Origin of the sequence: Rugamonas aquatica, assembly GCF_009380215.1 — a bacterium.
GTDB classification, from domain to species: domain Bacteria; phylum Pseudomonadota; class Gammaproteobacteria; order Burkholderiales; family Burkholderiaceae_D; genus Rugamonas; species Rugamonas aquatica_B.
Genome location: NZ_WHUG01000003.1, coordinates 142,991 through 158,309, shown reverse-complemented (window position 1 = coordinate 158,309; position 15,319 = coordinate 142,991). Strand labels below are relative to the sequence as shown.

The 15,319-nt window shown below is 63.4% G+C and carries 16 protein-coding genes; 11 read left to right on the top strand and 5 right to left on the bottom strand.

The genetic code is table 11. The features are described from left to right. Positions 1–4 precede the first annotated feature (4 nt). Genes GEV02_RS08710 through GEV02_RS08700 form a run of 3 tightly spaced genes read left to right on the top strand, consistent with a single transcriptional unit; the run spans position 5 to position 2,430 of the window. Entirely contained in the window at positions 5–904 is a 900-nt protein-coding gene (locus GEV02_RS08710; RefSeq protein WP_152837656.1) for an N-acetylglucosamine kinase, read from the top strand. Positions 905–926: 22 nt separating this feature from the next. Further along, positions 927–1,802, top strand: a complete 876-nt coding sequence (locus tag GEV02_RS08705) for an N-acetylmuramoyl-L-alanine amidase (RefSeq protein WP_152837655.1) — start codon at positions 927–929, stop codon at positions 1,800–1,802. A gap of 16 nt (positions 1,803–1,818) precedes the next feature. Continuing rightward, positions 1,819–2,430, top strand: coding sequence for a M15 family metallopeptidase (locus GEV02_RS08700; RefSeq protein WP_152837654.1), 612 nt, complete (start codon positions 1,819–1,821; stop codon positions 2,428–2,430). Here the strand turns inward: GEV02_RS08700 and GEV02_RS08695 are convergent. Beyond that, positions 2,427–3,404, bottom strand: a complete 978-nt coding sequence (locus tag GEV02_RS08695) for an aldo/keto reductase (RefSeq protein ID WP_152837653.1) — start codon at positions 3,402–3,404, stop codon at positions 2,427–2,429. The two genes, GEV02_RS08700 and GEV02_RS08695, sit on opposite strands and share 4 nt — an antisense overlap. A gap of 110 nt (positions 3,405–3,514) precedes the next feature. Here GEV02_RS08695 and GEV02_RS08690 point away from each other — a divergent pair, with 110 nt between their 5' ends. Next, entirely contained in the window at positions 3,515–4,414 is a 900-nt protein-coding gene (locus GEV02_RS08690; protein ID WP_152837652.1) for a LysR family transcriptional regulator, read from the top strand. On the opposite strand, the gene GEV02_RS08685 is transcribed toward GEV02_RS08690, so the two are convergent. From GEV02_RS08685 to GEV02_RS08670, 4 genes are all read right to left on the bottom strand, one after another. Further along, a complete protein-coding gene (locus GEV02_RS08685) occupies positions 4,415–5,263 on the bottom strand; it encodes a DUF3037 domain-containing protein (protein ID WP_152837651.1) in 849 nt (282 codons plus the stop codon). Then, the gene (locus tag GEV02_RS08680) at positions 5,242–5,985 is read right to left on the bottom strand and encodes a HipA family kinase (RefSeq protein WP_152837650.1); all 744 of its coding nucleotides are present in this window, start codon (positions 5,983–5,985) and stop codon (positions 5,242–5,244) included. The genes GEV02_RS08685 and GEV02_RS08680 overlap by 22 nt, the downstream gene beginning before the upstream one ends. Before the next feature lie 69 nt (positions 5,986–6,054). Next, on the bottom strand, positions 6,055–7,539 hold the full coding sequence (gene dacB / locus GEV02_RS08675) for a D-alanyl-D-alanine carboxypeptidase/D-alanyl-D-alanine endopeptidase (RefSeq protein ID WP_152837649.1): 1,485 nt from the start codon (positions 7,537–7,539) through the stop codon (positions 6,055–6,057). Positions 7,540–7,550: 11 nt separating this feature from the next. Next, entirely contained in the window at positions 7,551–8,789 is a 1,239-nt protein-coding gene (locus GEV02_RS08670; protein WP_152837648.1) for a nucleoside recognition domain-containing protein, read from the bottom strand. Positions 8,790–8,897: 108 nt separating this feature from the next. Between GEV02_RS08670 and GEV02_RS08665 the strand changes: the two genes are divergently transcribed. The 7 genes from GEV02_RS08665 (at position 8,898) to GEV02_RS08635 (ending at position 15,319) form a co-directional block, all read left to right on the top strand. Next, positions 8,898–10,628 (top strand): ABC transporter substrate-binding protein, encoded by a 1,731-nt coding sequence (locus tag GEV02_RS08665; protein WP_152837647.1) that lies wholly within the window; start codon positions 8,898–8,900, stop codon positions 10,626–10,628. A gap of 20 nt (positions 10,629–10,648) precedes the next feature. Continuing rightward, entirely contained in the window at positions 10,649–11,566 is a 918-nt protein-coding gene (locus GEV02_RS08660; RefSeq protein WP_152837646.1) for a YihY/virulence factor BrkB family protein, read from the top strand. A gap of 371 nt (positions 11,567–11,937) precedes the next feature. Then, positions 11,938–12,252 carry an ArsR/SmtB family transcription factor gene (locus tag GEV02_RS08655; RefSeq protein WP_008443129.1) on the top strand — a complete coding sequence of 105 codons (315 nt, stop codon included), beginning with the start codon at positions 11,938–11,940 and terminating at the stop codon, positions 12,250–12,252. Next, complete coding sequence (locus GEV02_RS08650) at positions 12,249–12,731, top strand: arsenate reductase ArsC (RefSeq protein ID WP_152837645.1); 483 nt, start codon at positions 12,249–12,251, stop codon at positions 12,729–12,731. Before GEV02_RS08655 ends, GEV02_RS08650 begins: the two co-directional genes overlap by 4 nt. Beyond that, the gene (locus tag GEV02_RS08645) at positions 12,731–14,011 is read left to right on the top strand and encodes an arsenic transporter (RefSeq protein ID WP_152837644.1); all 1,281 of its coding nucleotides are present in this window, start codon (positions 12,731–12,733) and stop codon (positions 14,009–14,011) included. The genes GEV02_RS08650 and GEV02_RS08645 overlap by 1 nt, the downstream gene beginning before the upstream one ends. Before the next feature lie 12 nt (positions 14,012–14,023). Continuing rightward, positions 14,024–14,728, top strand: a complete 705-nt coding sequence (gene arsH, locus GEV02_RS08640) for an arsenical resistance protein ArsH (protein ID WP_152837643.1) — start codon at positions 14,024–14,026, stop codon at positions 14,726–14,728. After that, positions 14,729–15,319 (top strand): flavin reductase family protein, encoded by a 591-nt coding sequence (locus GEV02_RS08635; protein ID WP_152837642.1) that lies wholly within the window; start codon positions 14,729–14,731, stop codon positions 15,317–15,319.

The window sequence follows — 15,319 nt, the reverse complement described above, 5'->3', positions numbered from 1 at the left end:
GATGATGGACGAGCTGGGACTGGGCATCGACGCAGGCGGCACGCAAACCCGCTGGGCTCTGGCCGACCGGGACGGACGCATCGTTGCCGAGGGCGCTGTGGCCGGCATGTCGGCCACGCAGATGGCCCATGCCGCCGGCCGCGACGCGGTGCGCGGCATCTTCTCGCTGCTGGCCGCGCAAGTGCTGGCGGCGGGCAGGCCGCAGGGCGTGTGCGCTGGCTTGACCGGCTTCGACGGCCTGGCCACGCTGCCGGCGCAATGGCTGGCCGAACTGCTGCATATCGCACCGCATGCCGTCACGCTGCGCAATGACGTGGAAATCGCCTACCTCGACAGTTTCGCCCCCGGCGAAGGTTATCTGGTCTACGCCGGCACCGGTTCGATAGCCGCCTGGATCGATGCGGACGGCGCCTTCCATCGCGCAGGCGGACGCGGCGTGACGCTGGACGACGGCGGCGGCGGCTTCTGGATCGCTCGCGAGGCGCTGCGCCACATCTGGCGGCGCGAGGACGAACAGCCCGGCGCCTGGCAGCAATCGGCGATGGCGCGCGCGGTGTTCGAACAGATCGGCGGCAGCGACTGGGCCTTGTCGCGCCAGTTCGTCTACGGCCAGGACCGTGGCGCAATCGGCCGCCTGGCGCTGGCCGTGGCCGCCAGCGCCGGGGCGGATCCGGTGGCGCACGCCATCCTTGAGCAAGCGGGGCAGGAACTGGCGCGCATCGCGCTGGCGCTGGTGGGCCGCTATGGTCCGCGCCCCATCGTGCTGAGCGGACGGGCCGCCGGCCTGCATCCGCTGATCGCCCAGGCGATGCGCACGGCGCTGCCGGCGGAACTGTCGCTGCGGCAAAAAGAAGCACAAGCGCACCACGCTGCGGCCCGCATTGCTCTACACTCACGGAATTGAAACGTTGCCGAGACCACTACTGATGAAGCTACTGCCGCTGACCGCCCTGTCCACCGCCGCCGCCCTGCTGGCCGGCTGCGCCACCGTGCCGCCGCCGCCCGCCGGGCCACGCCTCGATACCACGCTGAGCGCGCGCAGCCAGAGCGACCGCATCAAGTACATCATCCTGCACTACACCGTCAGCGACCTGCCGCGCTCGATCAAGACGCTGACCCAGCAGGAAGTCAGCGCCCACTATCTGCTGACCGACACGGAGCAGCCGTTCTTCTACACGCTGGTGGATGAATCGCGCCAGGCCAACCACGCCGGGCTGAGCAGCTGGAAGATCTACAACCAGCTCAATTCGGCGTCGATCGGCATCGAGATCGTCAATCCCGGTTTTGTCGAAACGCCGCAGGGCCGCGTGTACGCGCCGTTCAAGCCGGCGCAGATCGACCAGCTGATTTTGCTGCTGAAGCAGATCGTCGCCCGCCATGACATCAAGCCGGAAAACATCCTCGGCCACAACGATATCGCACCGCAGCGCAAGCAGGATCCCGGCCCGCTGTTCCCGTGGAAGCAGCTGGCCGACGCCGGTCTGGTCGCATGGCCGGAGGCCAGCCGTGTGGCGGCGCGTTTGCCGCTGTTCCAGCAGCAGTTGCCGGACGTAGCCTGGTTCCAGCGCAAGCTGGCCCAGCACGGCTACGCGGTGCCGCAGACGGGCGAGCTGGACCAGGCCACCCGCAATGTGATGGTGGTGTTCCAATCGAAGTATCGCCAGTCGCTGTACGACGGCGTGCCGGATGCGGAATCGGCGGCCATCCTCGATGTGCTGACCAGCCCGGTGCCGGTGATGGCGATCCCGCCGACCGTGATGCCGCCGCCGCAACCGGCGCCAGGCACGCTGCCGACCGAATAGACTCCGGGAGCGTCGCATGGCTGTCACCATCACCTGTGAAGAAATTGCCGGCCATGGCGACTTCCGGCGTCTCGACAGCATAGACGGCATCGCGGTCGACCTGCGCTATGCCACGCCGGACAACTTCGTCGGCCGCGATCTGTATTCGCCGCTGGATTGCGGCTGGCTGCACAATAATGCGGCAGCGGCGCTGGAGCGGGTGGTGGCGTGGCTGGCCGAACGGCGGCCCGATTGCAAGGTGCTGGTGCTGGATGCGCTGCGTCCGCAACGCGTGCAGGAGCAGCTGTGGCTGGCGCTGCAAGGCACGGATCTGCTGGGCTACATCGCGGAGCCGGCGCGTGGCTCGATCCACTCCTTCGGCATGGCGCTGGACCTGACCTTGCTCGACGCGCAAGGCCGCGAGCTGGACATGGGCACCGGTTTCGATGACTTGTCTGAACGCTCGCATCCGGCGCTGGAGGCCGAACTGCTGGCGCGCGGCGAGCTGAGCACGCAGCAGATCGCCAACCGCCAGCTGCTGCGCGATGCCATGTTCCAGGCCGGCTGGGTCGGCATCAACAGCGAATGGTGGCACTTCGACTGCGGCGACCGCTTGCTGGTGCGCCGCGACTACATCCGAGTACTCTAGCGGTCCACCATCGCCATGCGCTCCTTGCTGTAGCGCAGGCCGGACACCTGCTTCAGCGCGTTATCCAGCACCGCCATCTCGGTCTCATCCAGCGTGATTTCCGCTGCGGCCACGTTCTGCTCCAGGAAAGTGCGGCGGCGCGTGCCGGGGATGGTCACGATATCGTCGCCCTTGTGCATGGCCCAGGCCAGCGCGATCTGTCCCGGCGTCACCAGGCGATGATCGGCCAACTCGCGCACGATGGCGGCCGCTTCCATGTTGCGATCAAAGTTTTCCCCTTGCAGACGCGGATCCAGATGGCGGAAATCGCTGGGCGGATACTCTTCCGCGCGCTTGGCGGTACCGGCCAGGAAACCCCGTCCCAACGGGCTGAACGCCACCAGGCCGATGCCCAGTTCGCGCAGCGCCGGCAGCACGTCGGCCTCCAGGTTGCGCTCCCACAGCGAATACTCGCTTTGCAGCACGCTGATTGGATGCACGGCGTGAGCGCGGCGGATATTGGCCACGCCCGCCTCGGACAAGCCCAGGTAGCGCACCTTGCCCTCGCGCACCAGGTCGGCCATCACGCCCACCACGTCCTCGATCGGCACCAGCGGATCGATGCGGTGCTGGTACAGCAGGTCGATGTAATCGGTGTTCAGGCGGCGCAGCGAGCCTTCGACTTTTTCGCGGATATGGGCCGGGTCGCTGGTCACGCCGACGGTCTTGCCATCGCGGATATCGAAGCCGAACTTGGTGGCGAGGATGACCTCGCTGCGGCGGCCGGTGAAGGCGCGGCCCAGCAGGGCTTCATTGTCGTAAGGGCCGTACTGCTCGGCAGTGTCGAAGAAGTTGATGCCCAGTTCCAGCGCGCGGTGCAGCGTGGCGACCGCCTCTGTCTGGTCGGCCGGCCCGTAGGTATTGCTCATGCCCATGCAGCCCAAACCCTGTGCCGATACCGTCAGACCCTGGCTGCCCAAAATGCGTTGTTTCATGATGACCTCTGCGTGATGTGGTGCTTTTAGTATCGGTGCTGCACAAAAAATACACAATCCGCTTAAAATGCAAAGCATTGTTGATGTAGCTGCAACGGCGGAGTGATGCGATGGAAATGTTGAAGGAGATGGCCATCTTTGCACAGGTGGTCGACAGCGGCGGTTTCTCGGCGGCGGCGCGGCAGCTGGGGCTGACCACGTCGGCGGTCAGCCGCCACGTGTCGCGGCTGGAGGCGCACATGGGCGGACGGCTGCTGCACCGGACCACGCGTTCGCTGTCGCTGACCGAGCTGGGGCAGCAGGTGCATGCGGCCTGCGTGCGCATGGTGAGCACGGCGCGCGAAGTGCATGCGCTGGCCGGCAGCTACAGCGCGCGGCCGAACGGCACCATACGCGTCAGCGCGCCCATCGTGCTGGGCCAGGTGTGGCTGGCGCCCAAGCTGCCGGGCTTCCTGGCGCGCTATCCCGAGGTGAATGTCGAATTGCAGCTGATGGACCGCAAGATCGACCTGATCGAGGAAGGCATGGACCTGGCTATCCGCATCGCGACCGAACTGGCGCCGGGGCTGGCGGCGCGCACGCTGGGGCCGGTGACCTATGTGCTGGTCGCCACGCAGCAGTATCTGGATACGCATGGCGAGCCGCAATCGCCGCAGGAATTGCCGGCGCATCAGTGCAGCTATTTGGGCTACGCCCGCTTCGGCGACGCCTGGAGCTTGCGGCGCGGCAGCGAGACGGCCAGCGTCCGCGTGCCGTCGCGGCTGACGATCAACAACAGCGCGGCGCTGATGGCGGTGGTGGAGGCGGGCGGCGGCATCGGCCTGGTGCCGGATTTCACGGCGCGTCCGGCGCTGGCGCAGCGGCGGGTGCGGCAGGTGCTGCCGGAGTGGGTGTTCGACGAGCCATATGCCGGCACCGTGCACGCGGTCTACATGCCCGGCCCGCACCTGGCGTTGAAGGTGCGGGCGTTTATCGATTATCTGGTGGAGGAAGGGTTGCCGGGAGCGTGACTACTGGACGCCGGCGCGCGCAAATTCCAGGATCGGTGTCGCGTTGCCATGATTTACCACGAGCACGTCCTTTGTTTTTAGCTCGGAAACAATCTCGTTTCTAGCGCGACTGCGCGGAGTAGCTTCGTCCGAATCTGGTCCTTTGACGGTGAAGAGCACGTGCTGCGGCAGCAGGCCGCGCTTCCTCAGGGAGTCTATCCGGTAGAGCCACTGGCCGCCGTGGTCGATGATTTTCGCCGCATCAGCGTAATTGAGGTTGAGTGGTTTGATGATTTTCTCTGGGTGCTCTTCTGTGCCAGCGACGAAAGGGAAATGTGCATGGTAGTCATCGTTGCCGATGCGCGCCGCATGGAACTTGTTTTGCAGCCCGGCTTCACGCAACCATCCACTGACGGCGCGTTCCAGCAGTTTTTCCTGGTATTCCTTGTTGGCGAAGTTATGTCCCACGTAGTAATCGTAAAGCTCCAGCAGTTTCGTTTTGCAATCCTCCGCCAGGACCAGGCGGGGTTCGCTGAATCGCAACATGGTTTCGCGAGGCTTAATCAGTTCGGTCCAAATGCGCAGCAGAGCTTCTTTGTCGTAGCTGCCAGTCTGGTTCAATATCGAACCGAGCCGCTCCATCTCCTCGCGCAGGTCGCTGATCGAGGCTTTGAAAACCTTAGGGTCGAGTCCTTCGAAGAAATTGGTCACGCGAGCGTATCGGCTGACCAAAAGCTTAAATCCGAAGAAGCGCACTCCAGGTGCTAGCATCACCAGACCAACATTGGCGAACTCTCCCGTCTCAATGAACGGAGTAAAGCGAACGATGGCGTAGTGGCAGGCGATATTCATGTTGGTGGCAGCTGCCAAAAGGCATCCGTTATGGCGCGGTCCAAGAACCGTTTGATGTCATCAAATGGGAAGTTAGCCGGCATGGTCTTTTCGGTGTCGATAAAGTACCAATCTTCGGGAAGCGTATCACAAATACCATTCCAGTTTTCCAGTGCTGTGGCGAGGCGTGTACGGTATGTGTCGCGCAGGAGGAAATCGCTGAACAGATCGGGTACTTCGGCGGAAAACACATGCAGGCGAAGGAATTCCGCCTGGTCGAATTCGGCGTCAAAGGCGAGGTTATGGTCAATCATGACCACGGCCGGCGGATCGCCGGCACTCCATAACAGATTGGGATTTCCTCCGATCTCCGTTAAGTTGCGATCTGCGTTATGCACCCACCAGTCAAACAAGACGATGTCGCGGCGCAGAGTTTGCGGCACGCGTTTGATGTGCATACGCATCAAGTTTTTTGCGCTCACACGATGTGACGCAAATACCGGTCCCGATCCCAGGTCTTGGTACGCACCGGTTAAATCAGCTTCGATGATATCGACGGGGACTGTCGCCATAGTGTACTGGGCGATAGGTAATCCCAACTCTGTGCATAACTTCGCACATATCCACTCGGCGGTCAGTTGATAGCGGGGGACTGAACGTCCCTTGACGATGTAGACCTCGCCATCGTCACACCGGCAGATATAAGGACGGGTTTGTCCTTCCTGAGAGCGGCCCAGTATTTCGGTGACGGTTAAGGACATCTTGCAATGTTCCCCGCTGCGTTAAGTTCAAATCATTCTACGCGAATTCCTGAGTGGAAAATTCCAGCTTTACTTGCTGCGGGCCACCCAGTCGATCACGCCATCAAGCACGGTGCGGCCGGCGCCGTTGGCGACGTGTTCGTCGTTCAGGATGGCGACCACGATGCAGGGCTGGTTGTTGGCGTCGGTGACGTAGCCGGCGATGGCGATCACACTTTTCAGGCTGCCGGTCTTGATGCGCGCGCGCAGGGCGGCCGGGCTGTCCTTGAGGCGCTTGCGCATGGTGCCGTCGGTAGCGGCGATCGGCAAGCTGGACAGGAACTCGGGCATCCACAGGCTTTTCAGGCCCGCTTGCAGCACGCCGGCCAGCTGCGCCGGCGTGGCGTGCTCGGTGCGCGACAGGCCGGAGCCATTGTCGAACACCAGGCCGTTGGCGTCGATGCGCTGGGTTTGCAGCCAGGCGCGGATCGCGCTTTCGGCGCGCATCGGGGTGCTGGCCAGGCTGCCGTCGGGAGGCAGCGGGCGGCTGCCCAGCACGGGGTCGGCTTCCAGGCTGCCCAGCATCAGGAAGACTGTGCGGGCCAGGGTGTTGTCGGAGAGTTTGTTGATGTCGCGGAGGATTTCCGGCAGCGGGCGGGAGACGTGCTCGGCCAGCAGGCGGGTGGCCGGGGCCGGCGTCGCTGCTGCCGTTTCGGTCGCGGCCGCTGGCACGCCGGCTTCGCGCACCTCGCCGCTGATGCTGCCGCCGAGCTTGCGCCAGGTGGCGCGCAGCAGGCGTTCCAGGTAGTCGTGGTGGTCCAGCACGTCGACGCTGATCGCCTTGCTGCAATTCTTGGGGAAGCTGCCATGCAGCACCACGTCGATCTTGTCGCCGTTGCGCGAGGCGTCCGGCGAACGCCAGCCCTGCTCCCACGACGCGCATGGCGCATCGCTGAGCTTCATCTCCGAACGGATGCCGACCTTGTCCATTTCCGGCATCATCACCAGCCCCACCTTGCTGCCGGTCGAGCGCATTTCCACCTTCAGCAGATTGGTGCCGGTCAGCAGCGCATCGGGGATCACGTTGTAGTAGGCCCATGGATATTCGTCGAATGGAGGCTGCCCCACATCGGGCCGCGCCGGCTGGAACAGCTGGCGGTCGAGTATCACGTCGCCCTTGATCTTCTGGATGCCCTGGTTGCGCAGTGCTTGCAGCATGTGCAGCAGCACGTCGTCGTTCAGGTCGACATCGGCGCCGCCGCGCAGGATCAGGTCGCCTTGCAGCATGCCGTTGACCACGTCGGCGCTGGTGCGGAACTCGGTGCGGCCGCGGAAGGCCGGCCCCAGTTGTTCCAGCGCCGTCAGCGTGGTGAACAGCTTCATGGTCGATGCCGGCTGCATGCTTTGCTGGGCGTTGTGGGAAACCAGCGTGGCGTCGCCGCGCATGACGACGATGCCGGCGCCTTCCGGTGGAATGTGCGCCGCCTGCAGCAGGGCGCTGATGGGTTCCGGCAGTTCGGCGGCGTGGGCGGTGCCGGTGGCAAGCAGCGCGGCGAGGATGAGGCGACGAAGCATGGCGGCCTTGTTCAATGGAAGAAGATGTAGGAGACGAAGATGGCGGCGATCACGCCGGCCAGGTCGGCGATCAGGCCGCAGGAGATCGCGTAGCGCGTCTTGCGTATGCCCACCGAGCCGAAGTACAGCGCGACGATGTAGAAGGTGGTGTCGGCCGAGCCGTTGAACACGCAGGCCAGGCGGCCGACAAACGAATCCACGCCGTAGGTACGCATGGTGTCGATCATCATGGCCTTGGCGCCGCTGCCGCTGAGCGGCTTCATCAACGCGGTCGGCAGCGACGGCACGAAATCGGTGTTGAAGCCCAGGTGGCCGAACAGCCAGCTGAAGCCGTCCACGACATAGGTGAATACGCCGGCGTTGCGGATCACGCTGATCGCCACCAGCATGCCGACCAGATAGGGGATCACGGTGATCGAGGTCTGGATGCCGCCCTTGGCGCCTTCGATGAACGCCTCGTACACGTTGACCTTGCGCCGCAGCGCGCCGATGATGAAGCCGGCGATCACCACCATCAGCACCAGGTTGCTGAAGACCTTGGAGAACAGTTCGATTTCAAGCTTGGTCAGGTAGTGCGTGAAGTAGAAGACCATGCCGGCGATGGCGGCCGTCATGCCGCCCAGCCAGCTCAGCACCACGCCATTGAACAGGTTGATGCGCTGGCGGATGGCGACGGCGATGATGCCGGTCACAGTCGCCACATAGGTCGCGATCATGCAGGGGATGAAGATGTCGGACGGATCGGCCGCGCCCAGGATGGAGCGCTGCGCCATGATCGCCAGCGGGATCAGGGTCAGGCCCGAGGTGTGCAGCACCAGGAACATGATCTGCGCGTCGGTCGGCTCGTCCTTGCTGGGGTTGAGGGTTTGCAGGCTTTCCATGGCCTTCAGGCCGAACGGGGTGGCGGCGTTGTCCAGGCCCAGCAGGTTGGCGGAGAAGTTCATCACCATGTGGCCGGTGGCCGGATGGCTCTTCGGCACGCCGGGGAAGATGCGCGAGAAGAACGGTGCGATCAGCCGCGCCAGCAGGTCGATGGCGCCGGCTTTCTCGCCGACATTCATGATGCCCAGCCACAGCGTCATCACGCCGGCCAGCGGCAGCGCGATGTCCATCACGGAAGCCTTGGCGGAATCGAAGGTGCCGTCGATGATGCGCTTGAAGATTTCGGTGTCGCCCGTCAGGAGGAACTGCACCAGCGCGGCCGCAAAGCCGACCAGGAAGAAGCCGGACCAGATGTAATTGAGCGACATGGGTAGAGATTTTCCTGAAAGCAGTGGGCGATTTGCAAAGTATAGCGGGTAAGCCGGTGAAAAAAGTTATAAGCTGCCGCTTTACGTATGCGATGTGGAAGGGATCTGATGCCCAAAAGTTATGCCGCAGCCCTGCTGGCGCTGGTGTGCTGCGCGTTGCCGGCCGCTGCTACGCGGCCCGCCGCCAGCGGCTCCGCACCCAAAGTCCTGCACGCCTTCCTCAGCACCGGCGAGACCGGCCTCGACCCGGCAGTGGCTTCCGACATCGCCAGCCTCAGCCTGTTGGAAAACCTGTTCGATCCGCTGCTGCGCTACGATTACCTGGCCCGCCCCGTCAAGCTGCAAGCCAACACGCTGAGCGCCATGCCGACCGTGGAAGACAAGGGCCTGAGCTACACCTTCCATCTGCGGCAGGATGTCTACTTCACGCCCGACCCGGCGTTCAAGGGCGTGCACCGGCAAGTCACGGCGCAGGACTACGTCTACAGCCTGAAGCGCCTGTACGATCCGCTGCTGAAATCGCCGTGGCTGTTTCTGCTGGAGGGCAAGATCGCCGGCGACGAGGCGTTGAAGACCGCCTTCAGCTACGACAGCAACATCGCCGGCCTGCAAGCGCTGGACAAGTTCACCTTGCGTATCAGGCTCAAGGCCGCCGATCCCAACTTCCTGTTCTACCTGGCGACGCCGTCCACCGGCGTGGTCGCGCGCGAGGTGATCGAAGCCTACGGCGCGCAGGCCGGCAACCATCCGGTCGGCAGCGGCCCCTTCTTGATGGGCAAGTGGAAGCACAGCGACCAGATTACGCTGCTGGCCAACCGCGATTTCCGGCCGACGATGTTCGAGGGCCGGCGCCTGCCGCTGCTGGACCAGGTCGAGATCAAGATCGTCGAGGAATACCAGTCGCGCGTGCTGGGCTTCCTGAACGGCGAATTCGATTTCCTCGAACAACTGCCGGAATCGATGAAGGACATGGTGCTGACCGGCGACCTCAAGCCCACGCTGAAACCGGCGCTGGCACAGCAGGGCATGGTGCTGTCGCCCTTCCCCGTGCTGCAAACCTACTACATGTGGATGAACATGGAAGATCCGCTGATCGGCGGCTACAGCAAGGAGAAGGTGGCCTTGCGGCGCGCTATCGCGCTGGGCTACAACAGCGGCGAGGATGTGGCGTTGATGAAGAAGGGCCTGGCTCTGCCGGCCGTCACGCCGTTGCCGCCGAACGTGCTGGGCTACGATCCCAGCTACCGCAGTCCGGTCGCCTACGATCCCGCGCTGGCCAATGCGCTGCTGGACCGCTACGGCTACCGCAAGGCCGCCGACGGTTTCCGCACCCAGCCCGGCGGCAAGCCGCTGACCTTGGTGATGCACAGCGAATCGTCCACCGTCGGCCGCCTGCGGGACGAGTTGTGGCGCAAGAACCTGAACGCCATCGGCCTCAACGTCGTCTTCAAGAGCGACAAGAAAACCGAGATCATCAAGGCCTCGCGCCTGGGTTCGGTGATGATGTTCGAAACTAACTGGGTGGCCGACTTCCCCGACGGCGAGAATTTCTACCAGCTGCTGTACGGCCCCAACAGCGGCCGCGCCAACTACGCCCGCTTCAACCTGCCTGCCTACAACCAGCGTTACGAGCAGAGCCGCAGCATGGGCGACTCACCGCAGCGCATCGCGCTGTACAACGAGATGGCGCAGCTCATCCACGCCTATACGCCGTGGGTGTTGCTGACCCATCCGATCTCCGCCGACTTGCAGCAGCCGTGGCTCAAGCATTACCGGCGTCATCCGGTGGAACTGACCAACTGGCGCTATCTGGACGTAGACGCACATAACCCGCGCTGATCCATGCGTACAATGGGCGGATGAACCTATTTAACCGCAGGGCGCTGCTGCATGTCAGCGCGCACCCATTGGACTTCCTGCTGCAATGCCTGAAGGGCTTCCGCGCCAATCAAGGCTTGCTGTTGGCGGGTGCGGTCGCCTATTACTCGCTGCTGTCCATCGTGCCGCTGGTGATGCTGGTGGTGGTGGCGCTGTCGCACTTCATCGCGCAGGATGAGCTGCTGGCGACCTTGGGCCGCTATCTGAACTGGCTGGTGCCGGGGCAGGCTAAGCCCATCGTCACCGAGGTCGGGCATTTCCTCGATCACCGCGATTTGATCGGCGGCGTGCTGCTGGTCAGCATGATCTTCTTCAGCTCGCTGGCCTTCACGGTGCTGGAAAACGCCATGTGCGTGATCTTCAAGCACCGGGTCGAGATACGGCGCCGGCATTTCCTGATCTCGGCCATCATGCCCTACTGCTACATCCTGTCGCTGGGCGTCGGCATGCTGCTGGTGACGCTGGTTGCGGGCAGCTTGCAGGTGCTGGGCGAGGAGAGCGTGCAATTTCTCGGCTACAGCTGGTCGCTGCACGGCGTGTCCGGCGCGCTGCTGTACCTGCTGGGCCTGGGCGGCGAGGTGCTGGTGTTGACCTCGATCTACCTGGTGATGCCGGTGGGCCGGCTGTCGCTGTCGCACGCGCTGATCGGCGGGGTGACGGCGGCGCTGTTGTGGGAGCTGGCGCGCCGCATTCTGGTTTGGTATTTTTCAACTTTGTCGCAGGTGAACGTGGTGTACGGCTCGATGACCACCGCCATCATCGTCATGTTCAGCCTGGAAATCGGCGCCACGCTGCTGCTGTTCGGCGCGCAGGTGATATCGGAGTTCGAGCGGGTCGGCCGCCACCGCCCCCAGCGCGCAGCGACGCCGATGACCACCCAAGCTACAGAAGTAAAATAATTTGTGCGTCGCACAAAAAACTGTGTTACACTACGTTCGTGGTTGAGGTTGTACGGGAGGAATCCCGGAAAACAGTCCCACTTCCAGGATGAGCGCCGCGATTCGATATGTGTAAGACCGAACCGCAGTTGACGCGAAAACTGGAGTTGTAATTCCGAATACGATGGTCGATTTACACGTTGGAGGCACCTTGCAGATAGCATGGGCGTCCGAGACTCTGGAGTCACTTTGCAGATAGCACTGGACCCCGGCAACGATTAAAGCATTGGTAATACATTGGAACAAAGCCCGCAGAGATGCGGGCTTTTTTTTATTGCCGATTCATTTCAATATTATTTGAAATATCGAATCGTTTACGCTAGCATGGCTGCATGGATACTAAACAAGCTCTGGCGGCGTTATCGTCGCTCTCCCAGGAAAGCCGGCTGGCCGTGTTCCGGCTGCTGGTGCAGGTGGGGCCGGATGGCATGGCCGCCAGCAAAATCGCCGAACGGCTGGCGATTTCGCCATCGTCGCTGTCTTTCCACTTGAAGGAGCTCAGCCATGCGGGCATGGTCGGCTCGCGCCAGGATGGGCGTTTCGTCATCTACACGGCCGATGTGGGCGCCATGAATGGCCTGATCGGCTTCCTCACTGAAAACTGCTGCGGCGGCCTGCCCTGCGGCGTCAACGAATGCACCCCATGAATGTTCTTTTCCTGTGTACCGGTAATTCCTGCCGCTCGGTGTTGAGCGAAGGTGTCTTCAACCATCTGGCGCCTGAAGGCTGGCGCGCGCTGAGCGCCGGCAGCCAGCCGGCCGGGGCGCTGCATCCGCGCGCGGTCGCGCTGCTGGCGCGCAAGGGCATCTCCACCGAGGGCTACTACAGCAAGTCGTGGAACGATTTGCCGGCGACGCCGGATATCGTCATCACTGTTTGCGGCAGCGCGGCCGGTGAGACTTGTCCCGCCTATCTGGGCCAGGTGCTGCGCGCGCATTGGGGTGTGGACGATCCCAGCCATGTGGTCGGCACTGAAGAAGAAATCGAGACGGCGTTCGAGCTGGCCTACCGCATCATCCGCGCGCGTATCGAGGCCTTCCTGGCCTTGCCGTTGGCGCAGCTGGCCGCCGACAAGCAAGCGTTCAAGCTGGAGCTGGACCGCATCGGCGGCCTGAGCGTGGCCTGATGCTGGCCGCCTTCCTGATCTTCCTGGCGACGCTGACCCTGGTCATCTGGCAGCCGCGCGGCCTGGGCATAGGCTGGAGCGCGGTGGCCGGCGCCTGCGTGGCGCTGCTGGCCGGCGTGATCCACGTCGGCGATATTCCGGTGGTGTGGCATATCGTGTGGAACGCCACCGGCACCTTTGTCGCGATCATCATCATCAGCCTGCTGCTGGACAAGGCCGGCTTCTTCGAATGGGCCGCGCTGCACGTGGCGCGCTGGGGGCGCGGTAGCGGCAAGCTGCTGTTCGCGATGTTCGTGTTGCTGGGCGCGGCGGTGTCGGCGTTGTTCGCCAATGACGGCGCGGCGCTGATACTCACGCCCATCGTCATCGCCATGCTGCGCGAGCTGAAGTTTTCCGGCAAGGCCACGCTGGCCTTCGTGATGGCGGCCGGCTTTGTCGCCGACACGGCCAGCTTGCCGCTGGTGGTGTCCAACCTAGTCAACATCGTGTCGGCGGATTACTTCAACGTCAGCTTCGCGCGTTATGCGGCGGTGATGGTGCCGGTGAATTTTGTCGCCGTGGCGGCCACGCTGGCGGTGCTGCTGTGGTTCTTCCGCCGCGACATCCCGGCCGATTACGACGTGGCGCAGGTCAAGCGGCCTGAAGACGCGATCCACGACCGCGCCACCTTCGTCACCGGCTGGTGGGTGCTGGGCCTGCTGCTGATCGGCTTCTTCTGGCTGGAGGATCTGGGCGTGCCGATCAGCGCCACTTCCGCCGTCGGCGCGGTCATGTTGCTGGCGGTGGCGGCGCGCGGCCATCGCATCTCGACGCGCGAGGTCATCGGCAATGCGCCGTGGCAGATCGTGGTGTTCTCGCTGGGCATGTACCTGGTGGTGTACGGCTTGCGCAATGCCGGATTGACCGACTACCTGACGGCCGCGCTCAACGCCTGCGCGCAGCATGGCGTGTGGGGAGCGGCGATGGGCACCGGCATCATCACGGCGATCCTGTCGTCGATCATGAACAATCTGCCGACGGTGCTGATCGGTGCGCTGTCCATCGATGCCAGCACGGCGCAGGGCGTGGTGCGCGAGGCCATGGTGTACGCCAACGTCATCGGCAGCGACCTGGGGCCGAAGATCACGCCCATCGGCAGCCTGGCCACGCTGCTGTGGCTGCATGTGCTGGCGAACAAGGGCGTGCGCATATCGTGGGGCTATTACTTCCGCTTCGGCATTTGCCTGACCTTGCCGGTGCTGCTGGTGACGCTGGCGGCATTGGCCGTACGCTTGAGCTGAGAGGACAACCATATGGACCTGCCCAACATCAATCCCTCGCTGCTGGAGATGCCAACGCTGGACAAGCTGGCGCCGGTTGGCGACCTCGATCATCCGCCGCGCATCCTGATGCTGTATGGCTCGCTGCGCGAGCGTTCGTTCAGCCGCTTCCTGACCGAAGAGGCGGCGCGGATACTGGAGCACTTCGGCGCCGAGGTGAAAATCTTCGACCCGACCAAGTTGCCGATGGCGGGTAGCGTGCCGGAAGACCATCCCAAGGTGCAGGAGTTGCGTGCCTTGTCGCTGTGGTCCGAGGGTCAGGTGTGGTGCAGCCCGGAGCGGCATGGCGCCATCACGGCGGTGATGAAGAACCAGATCGACTGGATCCCGCTGGAACAAGGCGCGCTGCGCCCGAGCCAGGGCCGCACGCTGGCGGTAATGCAGGTATGCGGCGGATCGCAGTCGTTCAACGTGGTCAACACGCTGCGCCTGCTGCGGCGCTGGATGCGCATGTTCACGATACCGAATCAGTCGTCGGTGCCGATGGCTTACAAGGAGTTCGACGACAACGGCCGCATGCGTCCGTCAGGCTATTATGAGCGGGTGGTGGATGTGATGGAGGAGCTGTTCAAGATGACCTTGCTCCTGCGCGGCCGCACCGATTACCTGACCGACCGCTACAGCGAACGCAACGAGCGTTCGGTGAAGGCGATCAATCGACAACTGGGGAAAATTTAATTGGACCTGCATGTACTGCCAGTCGAACTGGAAAAAGCCTATCGCTTGTTGAACCATGGCCCGACGGTGCTGGTGTCGGCCACACATGGCGGCGTCACCGACGTGATGGCGGCCGCGTGGTCGTGCGCGCTGGATTTCATGCCGCCGAAGATCACGGTGGTGCTGGATAAAGCGACCAGCACGCGTGGGCTGGTCGAGCAGAGCGGCTATTTTGCGATCCAGGTGCCGAATATGGCGCAGATCGATTTGACCTACGCGGTCGGCAGCAAGAGCCTGGCCGATACGCCGGACAAGCTGACGCAATGCGGCGTGGAGATCTTTCACGTGGACGGTCACGAGACGCCGCTGGTGGTGGGCTGTTCGGGCTGGCTGATCTGCAAAGTGGTGCCTGAGCCGCACAACCAGCAGACTTATGACTTGTTCATCGGCGAAGTGGTCGCAGCCTTTGCCGACGCGCACGTGTTCCGCAATGGCCACTGGGAATTCGAGTCCGCCGGCCCGGAATGGCGCAGCTTGCACTACATTGCTGGCGGCACTTTCTACGCTATTGGCGAAAAAGTGGTTGTGAAGGCGGCGGGTAGCGCCGACTGA

Coding starts and splice junctions, on each gene's coding strand:
- GEV02_RS08660 (WP_152837646.1), top strand. CDS start 10,649: ATGAACCTATTTAACCGCAGGGCGCTGCTGCATGTCAGCGCGCACCCA.
- GEV02_RS08650 (WP_152837645.1), top strand. CDS start 12,249: ATGAATGTTCTTTTCCTGTGTACCGGTAATTCCTGCCGCTCGGTGTTG.
- dacB (WP_152837649.1), bottom strand. CDS start 7,539: ATGCTTCGTCGCCTCATCCTCGCCGCGCTGCTTGCCACCGGCACCGCC.
- GEV02_RS08710 (WP_152837656.1), top strand. CDS start 5: ATGGACGAGCTGGGACTGGGCATCGACGCAGGCGGCACGCAAACCCGC.
- GEV02_RS08670 (WP_152837648.1), bottom strand. CDS start 8,789: ATGTCGCTCAATTACATCTGGTCCGGCTTCTTCCTGGTCGGCTTTGCG.
- GEV02_RS08690 (WP_152837652.1), top strand. CDS start 3,515: ATGGAAATGTTGAAGGAGATGGCCATCTTTGCACAGGTGGTCGACAGC.
- arsH (WP_152837643.1), top strand. CDS start 14,024: ATGGACCTGCCCAACATCAATCCCTCGCTGCTGGAGATGCCAACGCTG.
- GEV02_RS08705 (WP_152837655.1), top strand. CDS start 927: ATGAAGCTACTGCCGCTGACCGCCCTGTCCACCGCCGCCGCCCTGCTG.
- GEV02_RS08680 (WP_152837650.1), bottom strand. CDS start 5,985: ATGTCCTTAACCGTCACCGAAATACTGGGCCGCTCTCAGGAAGGACAA.
- GEV02_RS08655 (WP_008443129.1), top strand. CDS start 11,938: ATGGATACTAAACAAGCTCTGGCGGCGTTATCGTCGCTCTCCCAGGAA.
- GEV02_RS08700 (WP_152837654.1), top strand. CDS start 1,819: ATGGCTGTCACCATCACCTGTGAAGAAATTGCCGGCCATGGCGACTTC.
- GEV02_RS08695 (WP_152837653.1), bottom strand. CDS start 3,404: ATGAAACAACGCATTTTGGGCAGCCAGGGTCTGACGGTATCGGCACAG.
- GEV02_RS08645 (WP_152837644.1), top strand. CDS start 12,731: ATGCTGGCCGCCTTCCTGATCTTCCTGGCGACGCTGACCCTGGTCATC.
- GEV02_RS08665 (WP_152837647.1), top strand. CDS start 8,898: ATGCCCAAAAGTTATGCCGCAGCCCTGCTGGCGCTGGTGTGCTGCGCG.